Origin of the sequence: Campylobacter sp. RM16187, from assembly GCF_025319965.1 — a bacterium.
In the GTDB taxonomy this organism is placed as follows: domain Bacteria; phylum Campylobacterota; class Campylobacteria; order Campylobacterales; family Campylobacteraceae; genus Campylobacter_A.
The window spans coordinates 455306-474761 of record NZ_CP012549.1 but is presented as its reverse complement, the minus strand read 5'-3'; the positions used below and the strand labels follow the sequence as shown (position 1 = coordinate 474761).

Sequence of the window (19456 nt, the reverse complement as noted above, 5' to 3'; positions counted from 1 at the left end):
TATGAATATAAAGTTATCTAACGTGGCAAATTTGCCGTCACGCTTCGGAATGTTTGAGATAAAAGCTTTTAAAGAGGGTGAAAAAGAGCATTTGGTGATATTTAAAAAGCCTTTTGGAGATGTAGTTAATGTAAGAATTCATTCGGAGTGCCTAACAGGTGATGCAATAGGAAGCTTGAAATGCGATTGTCGCGACCAGCTTGAAGCGAGTTTAAAATATATCGAAGAACATACCGGCATGGTCATCTATCTACGTCAAGAAGGGCGAAATATCGGCCTTTTAAATAAAGTAAACGCATATAATTTGCAAGACAAAGGGCTTGATACTATCAAAGCAAATCACCAGCTTGGATTTAAGGCTGACGAGAGGACTTATGAGATAGTTGATTTTATCCTAAAAGATTTTGGAATATCCAAGATAAATTTGCTTACAAATAATCCTCAAAAGCTAATGGGCTTAAAATGTGTGGAAGTCGTAGCACGCGTACCTATCATAATACATGCGAATAAATTTAACGAGAAGTATCTAAAGATAAAAAAAGAGCAAATGGGACATATGCTTGATGAAAATCGATAAGCCTTTAGATTTTAATGAAAAAGTAGAAAAATTTAGAGAAATTTTAAGAAAATTTAACAGAGTGCATAATCTAACAAATTATAAAAACATAAGTGAAATAGTGGATGATAGTATAAGGCCTTTGGAATTTCTAGAATATTATCCGAAAACTGCGATAGATGTAGGTAGCGGAGCAGGATTTCCGGCTATATTTTTAGCATTTATTTTAAGAGATTGCAGCTGGACTCTATTTGAACCAAATTTAAAAAAATCATCATTTTTAAGCTATGTAAAGGCCGAAATGAATTTAGAAAATTTAAATGTAAAAAGCGAGAAAATCGAACTCTCTTCGCCTTTTATAGCTGATCTTATTACATCTAGAGCACTCATGAAAACAAAGGATCTTTTAAAAATTTGTAAAGGTTTTTATGACGAAAAGACGCAAATTTTACTATACAAAGGCAGTGGAGTAAAAGACGAAATAGTAGGCATAGATGCAAAAATTTATAACTTTAAAAATAGAAATTATGTATTGATAGGTGGATATTGTGGCTAAATTTTTAGTTTTTATAGTAGTTTTAATTGTAATTTATATAGTTTTTTTCAAAAGTAGAAAAAAGCATACAAAAAGCAAAGATGTAAAAGAGATAGAAAACTTCGTAGAGTGTAGTAAGTGCGGCACTTTTGTAGAGGTTAAAGAGGCGATTTTAAGCAGTACAAAATATATATGCAAAGATTGCGTAAGGAATCCCAAATGAAAATTATAGGGCACTCACTTGTGCCGTATAAACCGCTATTTTATTGTCATAAAGAAAGCGATATAAGAAGTGATAGACAAAATTTATTTTACTATCAAGAAGCTATGATAGCAAAAGCCATTAAAATAGGTGCGAATTTTAGTTTAAAAACAGATGATATAGTGCAGGTCGTAATGGCAAACGCTTGCGGAGCAAAATATATAATCACTCCAAAAGAGCTTGCCAAAGAGGCCGCCAAAGTCGCACAAAACTATCTTTTTGACTCTCAAATTTGCGTTATCATAGAGAGCCAGGCTGAAATTAAAGAGCTTTGTGAACTGGGTGTAGATGTGGCTATTTTCGCAAAAGGGATCAAAGATGGAAATTTTTAAAACAGTATTTTTAATGACAGGGCTGATGTTGCTTTTTGTAACCGTAGGCGGAATGATTGGCGGTCAAGAAGGTATGATAATGGCCTTTTTAATCGCGCTTGGGATGAATTTTTTCTCATATTTTTTTAGTGATAAGCTCGTATTAAGGCACTATAAAGCAATTGAAGTTCATGAAAACGATGCAAAAGGGCTTTTTGAAATAGTTAGTCGCCTAACTAAAAAAGCCAATCTACCAATGCCAAAGGTTTATATAATACCAGAGCAGGTTCCAAACGCCTTTGCAACAGGTAGAAATCCTAAAAATGCCGCTGTTGCGGTAACAGAAGGGCTTTTAAATCTACTAAACAAAGACGAAATAGAAGGAGTCCTTGCTCACGAACTTTGTCATGTTAGGCATTATGATATACTGACAGGCTCAATAGCCGCAGTGATTGCGGGGGCTATAGCTATACTTGCAAATTTTGCCCAATTTGGTGCCCTTAGCGGAAACAATAGCAACCAAAGTCGCTCAAATGGAATTTTGATGCTACTATTAGCTGTAATTATGCCAATAGCTGCCACAGTGATACAAATGGCTATATCAAGAGAGAGGGAATACAAGGCAGATAAAGGCGCGGCACTACTTACAGGGCGTCCGGAGTGGCTGGCAAGTGCACTAAGAAAGCTTGATAACTACGCAAAAAACTATACTATGAGAAATGCGGATCCTCAAAGCGCTCATATGTTTATAATAAATCCATTTGGAAGCGTAAAAAATACAATTAATACACTATTTCGCACACATCCAAGAACAGAGGATCGCATAGCTAGGCTTGAAGAGCTAAAAAGAATAATTTAGTAGAGGATTGCTCTACTAAATTTCTTTAAAGTCCTGATTTCTCGCATTCGTCTTTACTTAAGCTAAATTGAAAGAAGAATTTGCCGCTATCCAGAGTGTATCTATACTCCATAACAACACCGGTATTTAATATTGCTCTTGTATCCTCTTTTTCACATGCGGATTTTAATACGCGTTCGTGATATGTCTTTTTCATATCGTCAATCTTTTGCCACGAAAACTGAGAAAATTTAACGCTTGACGTATCGTGAATTTCATAACTATATGTTATTTTGCTTCCGAATGCTTTAATGTTTTTAAATGTTATATGCTCATCTATTTTTTTAGGAAGATGGGCTGAAATTTCAATCTCTATGTTTTTTGCTATCTGTTCTGGAGTATGCTCTGTATCTTGAGGCATCGCCATTAAAGAGATCGCACATAATGCCGAACCTAAAAATTTTCTCATTTTCAATTCCTTAAGTTAAAATAATCATAGTATTTTAACCTTAAAATTTAAAAAATTTAATTAATTTTCTGTTATTTTGTAATACTTTTTTAAATTTCACAAAACTAATGGTAAGAAATTTTATAAAATTCTTGTGGAAAATAAAATTCTTCGTCAACATCCCTACCGATAAATACTAAAAAATTATCACATCTCTTCTCCCTGTCAAAAAGCGTTATATCAAATCTACTATTTACAAACTGAAATACATATTGAGCTTTATCATTCTCAAAAGAAATCACACCCTTTATTCTTAAAAAATTTTCCGGAAGCTGTTTAATATAATTTATAAATCTTTCTTTATCTATATACTCTCTTAAATCTTTTTTAAAAGAAACTATGCCCTCATTTAAATGAGTGGCGTGTATTTTACCTTCAATCATCAAAGAGGCTATATATGATGTTTGACTTTGGTTGTAGAGCAGAAAATTGGGATTTAATTCAGAATTTATAGTTTCAAAAATCTCTGCACATCTATTGTTTTTAGTTAAAATTTGCAAAATTTTATCTTTTTCGCCAGAAGTTATAAGATCTATCTTATTTAATAAAATTACATCAGCAGCTTTAACCTGTTCCAAAACGATCTTTGACTTTTTATACTCTCTTAAAAAATTAGCTCCGTCCACTACTGTAACGATAGAGCATAAATTTACAATATCTTTTATCTCGTTTAACTCGCTTAACAGGTTAAAAGGATTGGCTACTCCGGTTGTTTCAAGTAGTATAGTGTCGGGCTTTTTTTCATTTAGTTTAGCTACGGCCATTTTTATCTGTCCCGCCATAGAGCAGCACACGCATCCTTCATCTATCTCAATGGTCGCATAATTGGCATCAACTAGTTGTCCGTCAAGCCCTATTTTGCCAATTTCGTTTTGAATAACCCCGGTAAATCTATTCTGAGCCGTTTCATATTCTATGAAATTTTGAAGAAATTTAGTCTTTCCAGAGCCAAGAAAACCGGTAATTATAAAAAAATTCGCCCTATCTTTTTGAGTCGATAGCGCCAAATTTTTGCTCTCTTTTTTTAAATTTATTAAAAATTTATACATACAAGAGTTATTTTTTAAAATTTTAAATCCGCTCTCATCAAAAAGATAGTTTTTATCAGACTTTCCGTAAAGCATATTTAAGCAAATTTCACTAGAAAATATATCTTTTTTAGTATTTAATTTTAAAGAGTTGCTATAGTGTATAGCCTCCCCTTCTTTTTTATATATCTTAAGCGAATTAAAATCGGGCTCATATATCCCGGATATAGCTAAGTGAATAAAATTTACAAAAGCAAGAGAGGTCTTAAAGGACGGGAAATTTTTATCTATGCCACCCTTTTTTATAATTTGTTTGCCATCTATACAAACTCCATCTTTTGCATATATTCTATCTTTTAATTTAGTTTTTAAAGATAAGAATATCCCATTACTTTCAACTTTAACATAAATTTTAGCGATAATAAAATTATTAAAAAGCTCTTCATAAGAAGAAAAATTTCTAATTTTCTCTGCGTAACCCTCTTTTGAGGAAACCATGGCCTCAAAAAGAGAGCTGTTGTCTAAAAGATATTCCGAACAGGAAGGAAAATAGTAAAGTATAAATATTGCTTCGCTATTTTTTACTTCTGACAATATAAGCCCATAAACTCCTTCCGAAAATCCAAATTTCATAGTCCAGCACTCGTTAAAATAGTTGCTTTTATGCATACCTTTATAATGACTTAATGCTTTAACCTGACTATCATATAAAGATTTTATCAGGATGCTTCTCATAAGCATCCTGTAATCATCAAATCCATAATTAAATTGAATCGGGAATATATCCTTTAAGTCCATTTCACTATCCGAATTTAACCTTGTCTCCATTGCCTAGATAATCAGTTGTCTTGGTTCTAAATCTAGCCGTTCCTTTTACTATAGGATAACCTTCTCTTGCAAATTTCTGAACAGTCAAAAGTCCTGTGCAGTGGTTGCAAGCCATGACTTGATAATCCCATTTTTTAAGTCCTATAACCAAATCATCATACTTTGGATCTCAGTCATCAAACGGGGATATATGAAGTCCGCCGTAAATTCCATACATTTGATCATTATCATATTTTAGCTCTTTGTATGCAGAGTCGGAAAATGTAATAATGCCCTGATGACAACATCCGGTAATACTTACAAGACCTTTATCTTTGACATTTACGAAGATTGACTGCTCGCCAAAAACACGGCTAATTATAGGACAATCGTAGCAAAACGTACAAACTCCGGGCTCTATCTCGTTTCTTCCTTTTTTAAACACTACAAGTTCGCCCTTGTGGCCTGAATCTTTGATATATTGTCTGCCTTCTGGATAAAATCCTTCATGGATAATAATCTTAATATCAGGCTTGTATTTCAATACTACAGGCAACCCCCAGAAGTGGTCAAAATGCTCATGAGAGAGGATGAGAGTATCAATTTCTCCGGATGAGAGCATCTTATCTATACCCTCTCTTTTAAAACATTCATGCATCCATTTATATGACCAGCCACAATCTAACAGGTATTTTTTCTTTTCGCCATTTAGTCGCTCTATCTCAATCAATGCGGCATATCCGCCCGCATTATCAGGATTAACAGATAGAGCTTTAGTAACCTCCCAAGCCTCATCTACTTTATCAGGCAATAGATGCTTAATCTTTTCCATTCCCTCCTTATAGCTTCCTTTGGCAAGCCCTTTGCCATTACCAAAAGGAGGCCAGTTAAAAAGATATTGATCCACTAAAAGCCCTCCGGCACCCTTTATATCTCCCATCAAAGCGGAGTTATCAAACCAGCTTGTTTCAGATATATTTGTAACTTCGACACTTTTTATCGCACCGAAATCCTTCATCTTTCTTACCTCGTCAGGCATAAAAAGAGCTCTTGCCGGAGAGTATGAAAATATACCCATAGACGCAAGTGCTCCCAGCCCAATACCTGCTGCACCGCCTTTTATAAAATCTCTTCTAGCTTCATTTGTCATAGAATATCCTTTATTTAAATATAGTAAGCACATTGCCCACAGTAGGCGCTAAAAATACTACGATAAAGTATATTATCGCACCTATAATTACGCCTATTAGCATACCCAGCAACGCGTTTTTATTTCCAAAGTCATCAAGATGCTCTTTTTCCTCTTCGCGTTTTCCGTCAAGCTTCCATCCCGGCCATCCATCCATAAACCAGTAGTTTATAAGCATCACATTGATAAACCATATCATAGGAATCATCGGGAATTGTTGCGGATGAGAAAATCCTTTTTGAGTTCCTAAAAGAAAGTGCGAAATTTGATAATATACATAATAAAGTATCACTGCCGCAACTATCGTAATCATTGTTCTCAATAGGATATTTACGGGCTTTGAAAATTGATTAACTCCGTTATTGCAATAAAATTTTAAAAACAGCACCGGAACCAACCAAAATATCGCTATCTCGCCCACATGCAGCCATCTCCAATCAGGCGCATAAAGCCTTCTGTCGCCTCTAATATGCTCTCCCCAAATTAACTCTTGAAGGTAATAGAAGAAAAAAGCTATACAAAACGCCATAGCGATAATTCCGATAAAGGCTGCCGCTCTTCTCGTCCAATCGGTTCTAATTAGATTAAAAGGGTATCTCTCCCAAATAGTCTCATATACCCACACCATAACGGTACAACACATAATCCAAGCGATATTAAAATTTCCATGCACGGTATCGGCAAAATTATGCCACCATGGTGGAGTAATAGAAGTGTATTTTTGCCAAGGATCGAATAAAATTCCCATCTGAGAATGAAAAAATACAAAATATACTATAAAGCTCATTAAAAAGGTCAAAACAAATACGCTAAATCCTTTTACAGGCTGTTTTAGCCTCTCCCATGGCGAGTTTTCGGACGCTACAACCCAAGATGGCCCAATCCAAGATGCAATAGCGGCAAACATCAAAATAGCTTGAGCCGCATACTCCAAAGCGTAAAAATCAGTTATGCCAAGCTCGGCTAGACGCCTAGGGCTAAAATAAGATATTGCAAGCTCACCCATAATAAATTCGAAAAATACTTTTAAAAATACAAAAAAGGTAAAAAATACGATTATCGTAAAAATTATTCCCTTTTTGATAGGATTTGCCTTATATAACCACTCCTTTTTAAAGGGCCAAAAATCAAATAGATAAGCAACCCATATCATAACAACAAGTAGCCATCTGCACCACATATACCCCACATAAGGGGTATACATCCTCATTAGCCCCCTTGGATCTTGAAATATCCACCATGATGCGTAAAAGATCACAAAGATGAACAAACTATTTAAAAGCACGGATTTTACCGGACCGTATCTTCTAACAAGCCTACGTTCTTCCAAGTAAAGTCTATCTACAGAATCGCTCATTACTCACCTCCTAATGTGATTTCTTTACATAAGGCATTATAGGGAAAGAGTGTATCGGATTTGTCTTAGTGCGTAGGCTTAAATTTTAAGATTGTCTCAAAAGAGTTTCTATTTAGGAAGTTTTATTGTAAAAAGTGCTCCATCTTTTAAATTTTGCACTTCAAGCTTTCCTTTGCAGTGATCTTCTATAATAATTCTTGACATATATAGACCAAGTCCGGTGCCGTTTTTATCGTTTTTAGTAGAAAAATAGAGATCAAAAATTTTATCTATTATCTCTTCGTTCACACCTCCTGCATTATCCTTTATACCAAGGCAAAAAAAATCTTTATCTCGGCATGTTGTAATCTCAATTATAGGGTTTTCTATCTTTCTTTCCAGAAGCGCATCTTGAGAATTTTTAATAAGATTTAAAATAACTTGCGCCACTTCGTTTTTATACGTCATTATCGGTTTATCGCACTTATAATTTGTATAGATTTTAATTTTATGCGTATACAAAATAGCTTTTACCATATTTATTGCCATGTTTGAAAGCTCTTCTAGAGTAGTAGTCTCTTTCGCTTTTGTAGGTTTAAAAAAATTTCTAAAATCATCGATAGTATTTGATAGATGCTTGGCATACTCCTCTATCTTTCCAATCTCGCCCAAAAACTCATCTTTTTTAAAACTATCAAGCATCAAACTCGCGGATAAAAAAGACGTGGTCGCGGAAATAGCAGATAGTGGCTGTCTCCATTGATGAGCTATCATATTTAGCATCTCTCCCATCTGAACTAACCTCGATTGATACTGCAGCTGTTCATCTTGCTGCCTAATGACCCTTAGTTGATTTTCAACTTCGCAATTTAGTGTCTTATTAAGGCGCTTTATCTTTAATTTACTCTCTTTTAGTTTTTTCTCAACCAAAACTTGCTCCGTAATATCAACCACTATCCACAAAACTTCTTTTTTGCTAGTTATAGAGTCTCCTGAAATTCTAAGCCATATTGTCTTTCCGCTCTTATGTCTGAATTCATAGTTTAGATATAAGGCCTGATTTTTTCTAACTTTATTAAAACCGATTTCCGCAAAATGAAGATATTTTTTCTCGCTTACATGCACTACTCTTGCAGACTTACCTATTATCTCGTTATATTCATATCCAAAAATTCTACAAAACGTCTCATTGCACTCTAAGATATTCCTATTCTTATCTACTATAAAAATTCCAACCCCGGAATTAAAAAATATCTTATCCAATCTCTCATAATTTTGCTCTATGTCTAGTATTGGCATTTTATCTTATATCCTTGAGAGTATATATTCTCTATCAGTTGATAATCCACTTTTTTATTAAAGCGAGATATGATATTTCTTATACGCTTATTATCGCAAATATCATCATTAAATAGTCTATTTTCTATATCCTCGCTTGCTGCAACCCTCTCTTTACAGCTTAAAAGCATTTTAAGAAGTTCAATTTCATTTTTGGTAAGTCTAATCGATCTATTATCTTTTAACAAATTTAATCCCTCACTATCCCATACAAATCCGTTGTCTAAGCAAATTAAATTTTTTTGTTTCATATCATCGGAATTAATTATCTTTTCTAAAACATTTAGCAGATCTGATATCAAAAAAGGCTTTAAAATATAACCATCCACACCTATTTCGATGGCCTTAGTAAAATATGCAGTATCGTCATACGCTGAAAATATGATGCTTTTTGTAGCAGGATTGATATTTTTAATAGTCTCAAGCATCTCAAGACCGTTTATACCAGACATATTTATATCGGTAAAAACTATATCAGGACTATGTTTTTTAAACTCTTTTAGCCCATCATAGCTATTATTACACTCTACTACACTATTAAAAAATAGTTTTAAAATTTTAGCAGTTTGGACTCTAACTTCATCGTCATCCTCTACATACAAGGCTGTCATAGGGTAGGTTTTAGTTTTAATATGTTCTATATCCATATAAACCTCTTGATTATCTTTTTAACCGACAATTATAACCAATTTATGATATTAAAGTTTTTTATAAAAGTAGTATTATATTCTATATTATATATCTAAACCCATCTTCTTTTTAAATTTGGCGATAGTTTGGACAATACATCATACTCTATGGTGTTAAAAAACTTGGCAAATTCTCTTGCATCCTCAAATACACAAATCTTATCTCCTGAGTCTTCACAGCTAAAGCTATCCATAGACATCTTGCCAAGCATTTTTTTGCCATTTGGCAAGATTAGCTCTCCTTCTCCATCATACCTTAAAAGTCCGTCCGCATAGCCTAAATCATAAGTTGCCACTACCATATTCCGATCTGCGCAAAATTTAGCTCCATATCCTACGCATTGACCCTTTTTGAGCTCCCTTCTGCTAATTCTATTGGCCCAAAGCTCCATTACTCTCTCAAGATTTAAACTATCATCAAACTGAGCATACCCATATTGAGCTATTCCGATTCTCATATACTCGTTTTTAAGCTCTTTAAACCTCTCAAGACCGGCAGAATTATGCGAATGAAAAATCAGATCATCTTGATTTAGTCCGCTATATTTTAGAATTTTTTCTTTTGCAATTTTAAAATTCTCTCTTTGCACAAAATAATCACTATTTAGCTCATCTGCAGAACGAAAATGCGTATATGCGCCTAAAATCTTAAGCGAATTTTGCTTAGCTATCCTGCAAGCAGCCTCGATTTCATCAAGTATTATGCCATTTCTGTGCATCAAAGTATCTATAGCCAAATGAATTTTAGTGCCACTTTTAAACGCTTGCAAATTCGAAAGCTCATTAACCGCATAAATAAATCTATCGCTCTCGTTTCCATTTGGCAAATGAGAAAGTATTAGAATTTGATCAAAAAAACCATCTAACTCATTAGCTTCGCGTTCATCTTTAACCGCTGTAAATTTGATCCCAAATTTACTAGCCTCTTTTGCTATAAATTTTGCACCGTGTCCGTAGGCATTATCCTTAAGAACGAGTATAACGCGCTCTTTGCCGCCAGCTTTGGAGCAAATTTTAGAAAGGTTATTTAGATACGCAGCGCGATTTAATAAAATTTCAGACATTAAATTTCACACCATAAGCTTCATAAACATCAGGTAAAAGCTTGCGCACGCTGTAGTCATAAGCATAAAATTTCGCATATATGGCTTTTAAATCGCCCTTTTCGCACTTGCTAAAATCAAACACATCAGTGCCCTCTATCTTTGGCACCTGAGCGTCAAGCTCGGCAAAAAACTCGCTTCTTGCTTTTAAAATCGCCTCTATCTTAGACTTTACTACTTCACTTTTTTCTTGCATATTATCTCTCCGTTATGATCTTTGCTTTGCCGCTTTCAAGCCTTACGTAAAGCTCTTTTTTACCGCTAAATTTATGCGAAGGAGCGCTGTAATCCTCATGAAAAACGACTCTATAAATTTTTAAATTTTGCTCATTTGGATATGGGGTGACTGCAAAATTTGAGAATTTTATCTCTTTTTGCTCGTTTTTGGCAAAAATTCTCTTTTTAAATTTGACAAATTCGCCAAAGTTCATCCCGTCAAACCGCACAAAATCCTTAGAATAAAATTTCAGATACTTATCTATGTCGTTTTTTCTCCAAGCGCTTTTCCACTTAAACACAAAAGCCATCACAAAAGCGATATCATCATCATTTGCAAGCGTGTCATGCCTCTCGTCTATAAGAACCAAACCGTTATCTTCTATAACCTTGCCGAATTTTAAAAGCCTATCGTTATCCATCGCTACGCAGCCTCTGGTTCTAACTTCATTATCGCGCCTACCATCCATCGGAAAGCCGTGTATCCAGATACCGCTGCCAGTTTTTTTAGAAATTTTATCAAGCAAATTCGGATACGAAAGCTCAAACGCAAGCGGCCCGTAGTAGCGGTCAGGCGGAGTAAATCGGCTAGTTATGTCATATAAGCCAACAGGGGTTTTCAAATCGCCCTCTTTTTGCTTATCGCCCTTTTTGCCCGTAATTACATTTTGAGTAAATTTCTCTGCCAAAACGCCATCTTCGTAAAAAAATGTCCGCATATCTTTAGTGTATTTATTTACAGTTATTATCGTAGTTTTTGCTTCATAGTAGCCAAATTTCAGATCCTTGCCGACAAATTTATCCTTCCAGTAGCTAATCTCTTTTAAATTTTCAGTGTTTGCGAAGGCAAAAACAGCTAGCATGCAATATATAAATAATTTTTTCAAACAAAACCCTATCAAGTCATAATAAAAAGCCCAATTATAGCACAGCGAGTTTAAATTTGAAAAAATATATTTTCTGATATAATTTCATATTTGTTAATAAATTTTTGAGAAAAGGAAACACATGAAAAAAACGTTATCAGCCTTGGCTTTAGTTGCGACTTTTTGCGCGGCAAATGCGGCAGACATTGAGGTTTCAAACGCTTTTGCAAAAGCCACTCCTCCGCACGTGAAAAATAGCGCTGCATTTATGGATATCAAAAATAATACCGATAAAGCCGTAAAGCTTATAGCAGCCAGCTCAAATATCTCAAAAACAGCCGAGCTGCACACTCATAAGCACGCAGACGGCATGATGCAGATGATTCAGGTTGATGATATAGAAATTCCTGCTAAAAGCGAAGTGAGCTTAAAACCGGGTGGGCTTCACGTGATGTTTATGAATATATTTGCACCTGTTAAAGAAGGCGATAAGATAGACGTGACGCTTGAATTTGACAACGGCTCAAAAATCGAACTTAAAGACGTAGTCGCTAAGCCGGTCATGAAAAAAGAAAGCATGCATAAGCACTAAGATGAATAAACAAATCATAGCCGCACTTATCTTTGCCGTAGCCTTTATCGCGGGCGGATTTTATGTGTTTAGCGAGAAGTCATCAAGCCAAGAGAGCGAATTTGCAGAGGTTGATACGAATTTAACTCCGCTTGAGTGCGATATGAACGCAAATTTTTCATGTCCGGTTAAATTTAAAGGCAAAACCGTAAATTTCAGCCTCTCTCCAAGGCCGGTTTACGTGATGCAGCCTGTTTCCATGTGGATAGAGGGTCTTAATGAGCTAAATTTCAAAGAACCGAGTCTAGAAATTCACGGCGTAAATATGGAAATGGGTGTGATAAAAGCCAAGCTTGAAAAAAGAGATAACGAATACAAAGCCGATGTCGTGCTAAGTGCTTGCGTCATAAGCCTTATGAGATATAGGTTTGAAGTGCTTGACGGCGGCAAAAAAACAGGGCTTTATATAGACTTTGATCTAAAACAATAAGGAGCCAAAATGAAGCTTTTTTCTTCGATCGTCGTGTTTATCATGATAATTTCCGCCGGAGTCTTTCTAGGGCTTAAATATGCAAACGGCGGAGTTTATAACTTTAGCGCTAAGAGCATAAACGGCGATGTGACGTTAAAAAGCTTTGATGGCAAGTACAAAATCATCTATTTTGGATTTGGCTCCTGTCCTGACGTCTGCCCTGCTACTCTTGGGCTCGTTAGCAGCGTGCTTGGCGAGCTTAAAAGAGATGATATCATAGTGCTTTTTATCACGCTTGATCCTGAGCGCGATACGCCTGAGACGATGGATGAATACGCTAAATACTTCTATCCGAACTCATATGGTTTAGTAGTGGATAATCTAAAAAAAGTTACCGCTACCTACGGAGCCAAATACAAAAAGATAAGGCTTGAAAAATCAGCCATGGACTACTCCGTAGCTCACAGCTCGTCTATATATCTGCTTGATAAAAAGGGTAAGTTGGTAAGTGAAGTTTCAAATTTAACGATAGAAAATATAAGAGATAGTATCAAAGAGCTGGTAAAAAACTAATAATCCTCATCGTGCATTTCATACGCGATAACATAGATGAGGCCGATCGTCAAAACGATAAGAAAAGTAGCCAAGATAATTGATGTCAAAATACAAATCCTTTATATTTAGTCTTATGATTATACAAAATCAAGTTATAAATTCTAATAAATTTACTATTGTCGTTAAAAATACCATTAGCCTTTATTATCTTTTTAAAGTATTTTAAAAAGTATAGAACAATCAAATTTCTTATAATAAAGAATTTTTATATAGTATATTAATTTTAGCTTTTTAAATTTAATTAAATTTAAAACAAAAGCAAGATAAAATTTCAATATTAAAAATTCTATATTAATAACTATTAAATAATATATATAGAATTAAAAAATAAGAAAGACAATGAGATTTGAGATACTAAAAGCCATATCAGGCATATCTTTATCCGACTACATAAATTTAAAAAATATTCACTGTTTTTACAATTCAAAACTTAAAACAAATTCACACAAAAAGGAGATCAAATGCTTGGCGTTATCATCGGTTCGGCAGTGCTATTTATCGTCGGTTGGGCGATTATCAAGGGTAAATACGCACCGCTTACGCTGTTTTTATCGGGCGTATTTATGCTTATTTGCTCTATAGTTCTTCAAACGGGCAAATTTATGCCTAAAAAGGCCACGCCTACGGGCAACGAGTACCTAGACATCGTAGAGTACATCCGCTATATGTTTTCAGACCGCATGGCTGATCTTGGGCTTCTTATCATGTTTATGGTCGGTTTTGCCACTTACATGACGCATATCGGAGCAAACAGTGCTTTCGTCTCGCTTACCACGGGAAGGCTATCAAAGATCAAAAGCCCCTATTTTATGATATTTGTCGCATTTGCCATAGCAAAGCTCATAAGCATGGTCATCACAAGTGCCGCAGGTCTTGGCGTGCTTTGCCTTGCGCTTCTTGGACCTATCCTAATCTCGCTTGGGTTAAACAAACTCACAGTAGGCTCGATCTGCTGCATGTCAGGTGCCGCTTCGATGGTGCTCATAGGCGCTTCAACCGCTGCTTCGGCTAAAGCCACTTCGCTTTCGCTGCTTGATTATGTCTTTTTGTACAAAATTCCGGCCGCGCTTCCAACCTCTATCGTTATCGGCATAGCGCTAGTTTTTTGGAATAGATACTTGGATAAAAAAGAGGGCTGGGTATGCAGCGAGCATGTCGGAGAGAGCATAGAATTTGACGAAGCTACAAAGCCACCTACTGCGACCGCACCTAAAATTTATGCGATTTTGCCGTTTTTACCGATGATTTTAGTGGTTGTCTTTTCAGAATACTGCCTCAAATCAATCAAACTAAACATCTCAGCCATCATCCTACTCTCAGTCATCATCGCGATGTGCTTTGAGACTATCAGGCATGGATTTAAATTTGAGCCGCTAGCAGAGGGGCTAAAAGTCTTTTTGCAAGCCATGGGGCGCAGTTTAAGCGGAGTGGTTGCTCTCATCATCGCAGCAGGAGTCTTTGCTCAAGGATTTAAATCCCTTGGCATGCTTGATAGCATTGTAAGTCTTGCAAATACGCTTGGGCTTGGAGGATTTGGCATGTCGGTCGTGTTTGTGCTCATCACAACCGTGGTCGCCATTATCGCAGGCTCAAACGGAGCTAGCTTTTATCCTCTTGTCGAGCTTGCACCGCAAATCGCAACCAAATTAAACGTAAGCTCGGTGATGCTAGTTCTTCCTATGCATCAAGCCTCAACCATCGCGCGTCCGCTCTCGCCTGTCGCAGGTGTGGTCGTAGCCATCGCAGGTATGCTTAAGTGCAACCCGCTAAGCCTCGTGAAACGCTGCTCGGTCCCTGCGATACTAGGACTTATCAGCCATCATATATTTGTATTTCTACTTGTGCTTTAAGGAGTGGTCATGGAGGCGCAAACTCTTCCGCAATGGAGCTTTGATGATGCTTATGTTGATTTTGAGCATGAGAATTTTACCGGCTCGCTAAAAAGAGCTGAAGATGTGCTGAGTAAGGCTTGCGATTTAGTTAAAACCGGCAAATTTTCGGCTAAAGAGCTTGCCGCGCTTTATGAAGAGGGCTTTGATAAGCTCTCATCTTTAAAGGCGTTTTGTCGCTGCAAGATGAGCGAAAATACAAAAGATGAGCGAGTAGCCGTCGTAGAAGCAAAAATTCAAAGCCAGCTCTCAAAGCTAGAGCTTATAAAGCAAGCAATGCTAGCCAAATTTGAAGAGTTAAGCGAGGATGAGTGGGAAAAATTTGGGCTTTCGCACTGGAAATTTTACTACAAAGAGCAAAAAAACAGCCGGAGTAAAAATTTAAAAAACAAAGAAATTTTTGCCGAGCTTGAGCAAAGCAGTTTTACTCCGATTTATGCGATTTTTACGCATTTAAACAACCTCATCGATATCAAGGCACAAGATAGCCTTGGCGAAGTAAAAAACTATAGCTTTGCAAAGTGCGGAGGCATTTTAAAGGGCTCTCCGGATAGCGTGCTTCGCGAAAATGTCTTTAATGAGCTTAGCAAACACTACGAAAAGCACGCGCCGATTTACGTGGATGCCTTAAATATGCTGCACGGATTTAGACAGGCTAAATTTAAAGAGGCAAAATGCGATATATTCTTACCGAGTTTTGAGCAAAATAAAATCAGCCACGACGCGATAGATGCGATGCACTCGGCACTCCAAAAGCGAGTTAGCAAGATAAGAGAGGCGGTAACTTTAAGAGCGCCATATCTTGGCAAAGAACGCATAAGTGCGTGCGATCTGCTTGCGCCTTCGCCGTTTTCTGCTAAAGCACAAATTCCGTATCATCAAGCCATATCCACGATAAAATCGGCTTTAAGTGAAGTTAGCGAAGAAATTTCAGGCTTTATAGATCTTATGCTTAAAAATCGCTGGATAGAGGCAAGCACGAGAGAGAACAAAGCTGCAGGTGCGTTTTATACTAGATTTAACGAGCTTAAGCAGGCTAGAGTATTTTCTACATACATGGGCACCGAGGCGCACATGATACAGCAAGCTCACGAGCTTGGTCATGCGTGGCACTACTGGATAATGCGCGATATGCCAAGTATCCAAACTGAATTTCCAATGAGCCTAGCCGAGGTTGCAAGCACTTTTAACGAAGCGGTTTTAAGAGAGTATCTTAAGAAAAATGCCGATAAAAATTCGCTCTTTAATATCCTTTGGCAAGAGCTTAAATCAGCAGCAAATTTCATGCTTCACATTCCTGTTAGGTATAGCTTTGAGACCGAATTTATCAAAGCTAGAAGCAGCGGCTTAGTAACGCCAAAAGAGACAAACGAGATGATGAAAAACGCTTGGCAAAAGTGGTATGCCGGTAGCACGCAAGATACGGAAGAGTTTTTGCCATACTTTAAGCTGCATTTTTACAAAACCGATCAATACATCTATAACTACCCTTACACGGTCGGCTATCTGTTATCGCAGTTTTTGATAGAAAAATTTAGAGCTAAAGAGCCAAATTTCTTTGAAATTTACAAAGCGTTTTTAAGAGATACCGGCTCAATGAGTGTCGATGATATCATCAAAAAGCACTTTAAAAAAGATATCAAAAAAAGTGAATTTTGGCTTGAGTGTATCGATGGCGCGCTTGGTTATGTGGAAGAATTTAAGGCAATGAGCAAAAAGAGAAGTCAAAATTTAAGTTAGATACTCAGAATAAGAAATCATAAATAAGTGGTAAATTTAACTTTGCCACTTATATCCCAAATGATTTAAGCCGAATTTACCTGAAATTTTGACACTTATCATACTATCTTTTAAATTCAATCTTAAAATATCAATTTAAAAAATATTTTTATTATTTAAAGCCATTTTTAACTCTTTATTAAGTCTTTTAAATGTATATTTTTATTATATTTACTTATCTAATCAAGGAGGCTCAATGCAAGAGGCAAGAGATACAAAAAAGCTGATTATCGGCACTATAGCTTTGATAGCGGCTATCGTTTTCTTTGGTGGATTTACCAAGGATATTGCAGGTGGAATTTTTGACTTTAGCAAGCTAACAGGTCAATTCCCGGAGTGGTTTAAAACCTCAGGCGGAACCAGCGCAAAAGGCGGATTTTTATTTGCATTAAGCCTTGTTCCTAGCGTCATGCTGGCACTTGGATTTGTTGCGATATTTGAAAGATACTACGCGCTATATGCGGCTTCAGCTTGGCTTACTCCTGTTTTAAGACCTATGATGGGCATTCCCGGAGCTTGCTCCATATCGCTCATGGCTAGCACTCAAAGCACCGATGCGGGTAGCTCTACCGCAAAATTTTTGCGCCAAGAGGGCAGGATGACTCACAAAGAGCTTTTGATATTTGCGGCGTTTCAGTTTAGCGCAGGAGCTATGATCACAAATTTCTTGGCATCTTTTGCACCGCTACTTATCATACCTGATAAAAACGGGGCTTTAGCGCCTGTTTCTATCGCGCTTTGCTTAGGCATAATCTTTGTTTTTAAAGTTTTTGGTGCAAATTTAATGAGACTTTATGTCAAAAAATTCGTAAAAGATGACGAGGTTGAAGTATGAGTGATAAAACAAATAACAAACTACTAACTGACGTATTTGTAGAGGGCGCAAGAAAAGGCTGGGATATCGCTATCCATAACACTATCCCAAACGTTTTGATGGCGTTTGTGATCATCTACATCTTAAACGTATCAGGCGCGCTTAAAATCATAGGAAACTATCTTGGCTTCATCATGGTGCCGCTTGGGCTTCCGGGCGAGTCCATAGCTGTATTTATGGCTGCGTTTTTAAGCTGGGGCGGCTCTGCGGGCGTGCTTGTAGCGCTTGTGCAAAACGGCACATTAACAGCAGGCGATATAGCGGTGCTACTTCCGGGGATGGCGCTTGTAGGCTCAACAGTTCAGTACATGGGTAGAGTTTTAGGAGTGCTTGGAATTCCCGGAAGACACTATCTGGTTCTTTTTGGAATTTGTATACTAAACGCCTATCTTGCGATGCTTGTTATGAGCATGATCGTCTAGAAAGGAGCTATCATGAGACAAGAGGAGTTGCCTAAATTTTTAGAAGAGCTTAAGCAGCTAACCGAGATAGAAAGCCCTACTTCGCATATAGAGGGCGTAAATTCGGTCGCAAAATGGTTCATAGCTAAAGCAAATTCGCTTGGATTAAAACATAAGATAATCAAGCTTAACACTGACAAGGTGGCTGATTGTTTGCTGATATCAAACAACCCCAAAGCGCAAAATTTCGACATACTTTTTGTGGGGCATATGGATACCGTCTTTCCTGTAGGCTGGGGCAAAGATGTGCCTTTTAAAGAAAATGACGGCAAGATAAACGCACTTGGAGTTATAGACGATAAGGCGGGAGCTTTGCTGTCTTTATATGTCATAAAAGATCTTGATCTAAGCAAGCTTAACGTAGCTGTCTTTTTGAACTCCCACGAAGAGACGGGTTCAAATTTCACGAAAGATCAGATAAGAGAGTATGCCAAAAAGTCAAAATACTGCCTTGTAATGGAGCCTGCTAGAGAAGATGGTTCGATGGTAGCAACTAGAAAAGGCATGATAGCTTATACTATAGAATTTCACGGAGTCTCGGCTCACGCGGGCAATCACCCTGAAAGAGGTCGCTCTGCGGTAGTTGAGGCGGCAAATTTTATAGTGGAGCTCTCAAAATTAACCGACTTTAAAGCCGGACATACCTTTAACGCCATAATGACAAACGGCGGAACGGCTCAAAACGTCGTGCCTGACTTCGCTTCGGTAAATTTCGAGATGAGGTATAAATTCGCCTCTTCGGTTGAGTTTTGCAAGAAGAAGTTGGATGAAATTTTAAGCAAGTCTTTTGTCGAAGGTGTAACGCATAAAAAAATTCTAACAAACGAAGAAGGTCCGATGATAGATGAGGCAAATTTGCCAAAGATCAAAGCAGTATTTGACGAGGTTGCAAAAGAAAGCGGAGTCAAAGTAAGCTGGGTCGATGCGGGCGGATTAAGCGACGGAAACATCGCATCTTCGGCAGGTTGCCCTACCATAGACGGACTTGGACCGACAGGCGGTAACATGCACTCAAAGAGCGAATATCTAGTCGTAGACTCAATCGTACCAAAGTGCAATTTAATCCTAGACGTCATCAAAAAGATAGTATAAACTCACTTTTAGTAAAAGGGCTAAAACTAAACGCTCTTTTACTAAATTTCTTATATCCTACGAAAATAATTAATAATTAATAATACAATATGTATAATATAATTAGTAATGTTTTAATATG

23 protein-coding genes are annotated in these 19456 nt (G+C 36.8%); 13 read left to right on the top strand and 10 right to left on the bottom strand.

What is annotated here, in order from left to right; translation table 11 throughout:
* Position 1: 1 nt before the first annotated feature.
* Genes ribA through htpX form a run of 5 tightly spaced genes read left to right on the top strand, consistent with a single transcriptional unit; the run spans position 2 to position 2523 of the window.
* Positions 2-577: a GTP cyclohydrolase II gene (ribA, locus tag CDOMF_RS02665; RefSeq protein ID WP_260952341.1), complete on the top strand. Its 576-nt coding sequence runs from the start codon at positions 2-4 to the stop codon at positions 575-577.
* Positions 564-1112 carry a 16S rRNA (guanine(527)-N(7))-methyltransferase RsmG gene (rsmG, locus tag CDOMF_RS02660; RefSeq protein WP_260952340.1) on the top strand — a complete coding sequence of 183 codons (549 nt, stop codon included), beginning with the start codon at positions 564-566 and terminating at the stop codon, positions 1110-1112. Before ribA ends, rsmG begins: the two co-directional genes overlap by 14 nt.
* Positions 1105-1314: a PP0621 family protein gene (locus tag CDOMF_RS02655; RefSeq protein ID WP_260952339.1), complete on the top strand. Its 210-nt coding sequence runs from the start codon at positions 1105-1107 to the stop codon at positions 1312-1314. The genes rsmG and CDOMF_RS02655 overlap by 8 nt, the downstream gene beginning before the upstream one ends.
* Positions 1311-1685 carry a hypothetical protein gene (locus CDOMF_RS02650; protein ID WP_260952338.1) on the top strand — a complete coding sequence of 125 codons (375 nt, stop codon included), beginning with the start codon at positions 1311-1313 and terminating at the stop codon, positions 1683-1685. The genes CDOMF_RS02655 and CDOMF_RS02650 overlap by 4 nt, the downstream gene beginning before the upstream one ends.
* Entirely contained in the window at positions 1672-2523 is an 852-nt protein-coding gene (gene htpX / locus CDOMF_RS02645) for a zinc metalloprotease HtpX (RefSeq protein ID WP_260952337.1), read from the top strand. Before CDOMF_RS02650 ends, htpX begins: the two co-directional genes overlap by 14 nt.
* A 25-nt stretch (positions 2524-2548) precedes the next feature.
* On the opposite strand, the gene CDOMF_RS02640 is transcribed toward htpX, so the two are convergent.
* The 10 genes from CDOMF_RS02640 to CDOMF_RS02595 form a co-directional block, all read right to left on the bottom strand.
* Positions 2549-2971, bottom strand: a complete 423-nt coding sequence (locus tag CDOMF_RS02640; protein ID WP_260952336.1) for a hypothetical protein — start codon at positions 2969-2971, stop codon at positions 2549-2551.
* A gap of 104 nt (positions 2972-3075) precedes the next feature.
* Positions 3076-4866, bottom strand: a complete 1791-nt coding sequence (locus CDOMF_RS02635) for a CobW family GTP-binding protein (protein ID WP_260952335.1) — start codon at positions 4864-4866, stop codon at positions 3076-3078.
* The gene (locus tag CDOMF_RS02630; RefSeq protein WP_260952334.1) at positions 4841-5017 is read right to left on the bottom strand and encodes a hypothetical protein; all 177 of its coding nucleotides are present in this window, start codon (positions 5015-5017) and stop codon (positions 4841-4843) included. Before CDOMF_RS02630 ends, CDOMF_RS02635 begins: the two co-directional genes overlap by 26 nt.
* An 18-nt stretch (positions 5018-5035) precedes the next feature.
* Positions 5036-5995 carry an MBL fold metallo-hydrolase gene (locus CDOMF_RS02625; protein ID WP_260952333.1) on the bottom strand — a complete coding sequence of 320 codons (960 nt, stop codon included), beginning with the start codon at positions 5993-5995 and terminating at the stop codon, positions 5036-5038.
* A gap of 10 nt (positions 5996-6005) precedes the next feature.
* Positions 6006-7391, bottom strand: a complete 1386-nt coding sequence (locus CDOMF_RS02620; RefSeq protein WP_260952332.1) for a hypothetical protein — start codon at positions 7389-7391, stop codon at positions 6006-6008.
* Between the two features lie 108 nt (positions 7392-7499).
* Positions 7500-8669 carry a PAS domain-containing sensor histidine kinase gene (locus CDOMF_RS02615; protein ID WP_260952331.1) on the bottom strand — a complete coding sequence of 390 codons (1170 nt, stop codon included), beginning with the start codon at positions 8667-8669 and terminating at the stop codon, positions 7500-7502.
* The gene (locus tag CDOMF_RS02610; RefSeq protein ID WP_260952330.1) at positions 8657-9355 is read right to left on the bottom strand and encodes a response regulator transcription factor; all 699 of its coding nucleotides are present in this window, start codon (positions 9353-9355) and stop codon (positions 8657-8659) included. Before CDOMF_RS02610 ends, CDOMF_RS02615 begins: the two co-directional genes overlap by 13 nt.
* A 95-nt stretch (positions 9356-9450) precedes the next feature.
* The gene (locus CDOMF_RS02605; protein WP_260952329.1) at positions 9451-10461 is read right to left on the bottom strand and encodes an alanine racemase; all 1011 of its coding nucleotides are present in this window, start codon (positions 10459-10461) and stop codon (positions 9451-9453) included.
* A complete protein-coding gene (cmeU, locus tag CDOMF_RS02600; RefSeq protein WP_260952328.1) occupies positions 10454-10696 on the bottom strand; it encodes a CmeU family protein in 243 nt (80 codons plus the stop codon). The genes CDOMF_RS02605 and cmeU overlap by 8 nt, the downstream gene beginning before the upstream one ends.
* A 1-nt stretch (position 10697) precedes the next feature.
* Positions 10698-11603: a L,D-transpeptidase family protein gene (locus CDOMF_RS02595; RefSeq protein ID WP_260952327.1), complete on the bottom strand. Its 906-nt coding sequence runs from the start codon at positions 11601-11603 to the stop codon at positions 10698-10700.
* Between the two features lie 121 nt (positions 11604-11724).
* Here CDOMF_RS02595 and CDOMF_RS02590 point away from each other — a divergent pair, with 121 nt between their 5' ends.
* From CDOMF_RS02590 to CDOMF_RS02555, 8 genes are all read left to right on the top strand, one after another.
* The gene (locus CDOMF_RS02590; RefSeq protein ID WP_260952326.1) at positions 11725-12174 is read left to right on the top strand and encodes a copper chaperone PCu(A)C; all 450 of its coding nucleotides are present in this window, start codon (positions 11725-11727) and stop codon (positions 12172-12174) included.
* Position 12175: 1 nt separating this feature from the next.
* A complete protein-coding gene (locus CDOMF_RS02585) occupies positions 12176-12643 on the top strand; it encodes a hypothetical protein (protein WP_260952325.1) in 468 nt (155 codons plus the stop codon).
* 9 nt (positions 12644-12652) lie between these two features.
* On the top strand, positions 12653-13198 hold the full coding sequence (locus CDOMF_RS02580; RefSeq protein WP_260952324.1) for an SCO family protein: 546 nt from the start codon (positions 12653-12655) through the stop codon (positions 13196-13198).
* Between the two features lie 503 nt (positions 13199-13701).
* On the top strand, positions 13702-15090 hold the full coding sequence (dcuC, locus tag CDOMF_RS02575) for a C4-dicarboxylate transporter DcuC (RefSeq protein ID WP_260952323.1): 1389 nt from the start codon (positions 13702-13704) through the stop codon (positions 15088-15090).
* Between the two features lie 9 nt (positions 15091-15099).
* The gene (locus tag CDOMF_RS02570) at positions 15100-16869 is read left to right on the top strand and encodes a M3 family metallopeptidase (RefSeq protein ID WP_260952322.1); all 1770 of its coding nucleotides are present in this window, start codon (positions 15100-15102) and stop codon (positions 16867-16869) included.
* A gap of 235 nt (positions 16870-17104) precedes the next feature.
* Entirely contained in the window at positions 17105-17743 is a 639-nt protein-coding gene (locus CDOMF_RS02565; RefSeq protein WP_260952321.1) for a nucleoside recognition domain-containing protein, read from the top strand.
* Complete coding sequence (locus CDOMF_RS02560) at positions 17740-18204, top strand: YjiG family protein (RefSeq protein ID WP_260952320.1); 465 nt, start codon at positions 17740-17742, stop codon at positions 18202-18204. Before CDOMF_RS02565 ends, CDOMF_RS02560 begins: the two co-directional genes overlap by 4 nt.
* 12 nt (positions 18205-18216) lie before the next feature.
* A complete protein-coding gene (locus CDOMF_RS02555) occupies positions 18217-19335 on the top strand; it encodes a M20/M25/M40 family metallo-hydrolase (RefSeq protein WP_260952319.1) in 1119 nt (372 codons plus the stop codon).
* Positions 19336-19456 lie beyond the last annotated feature (121 nt).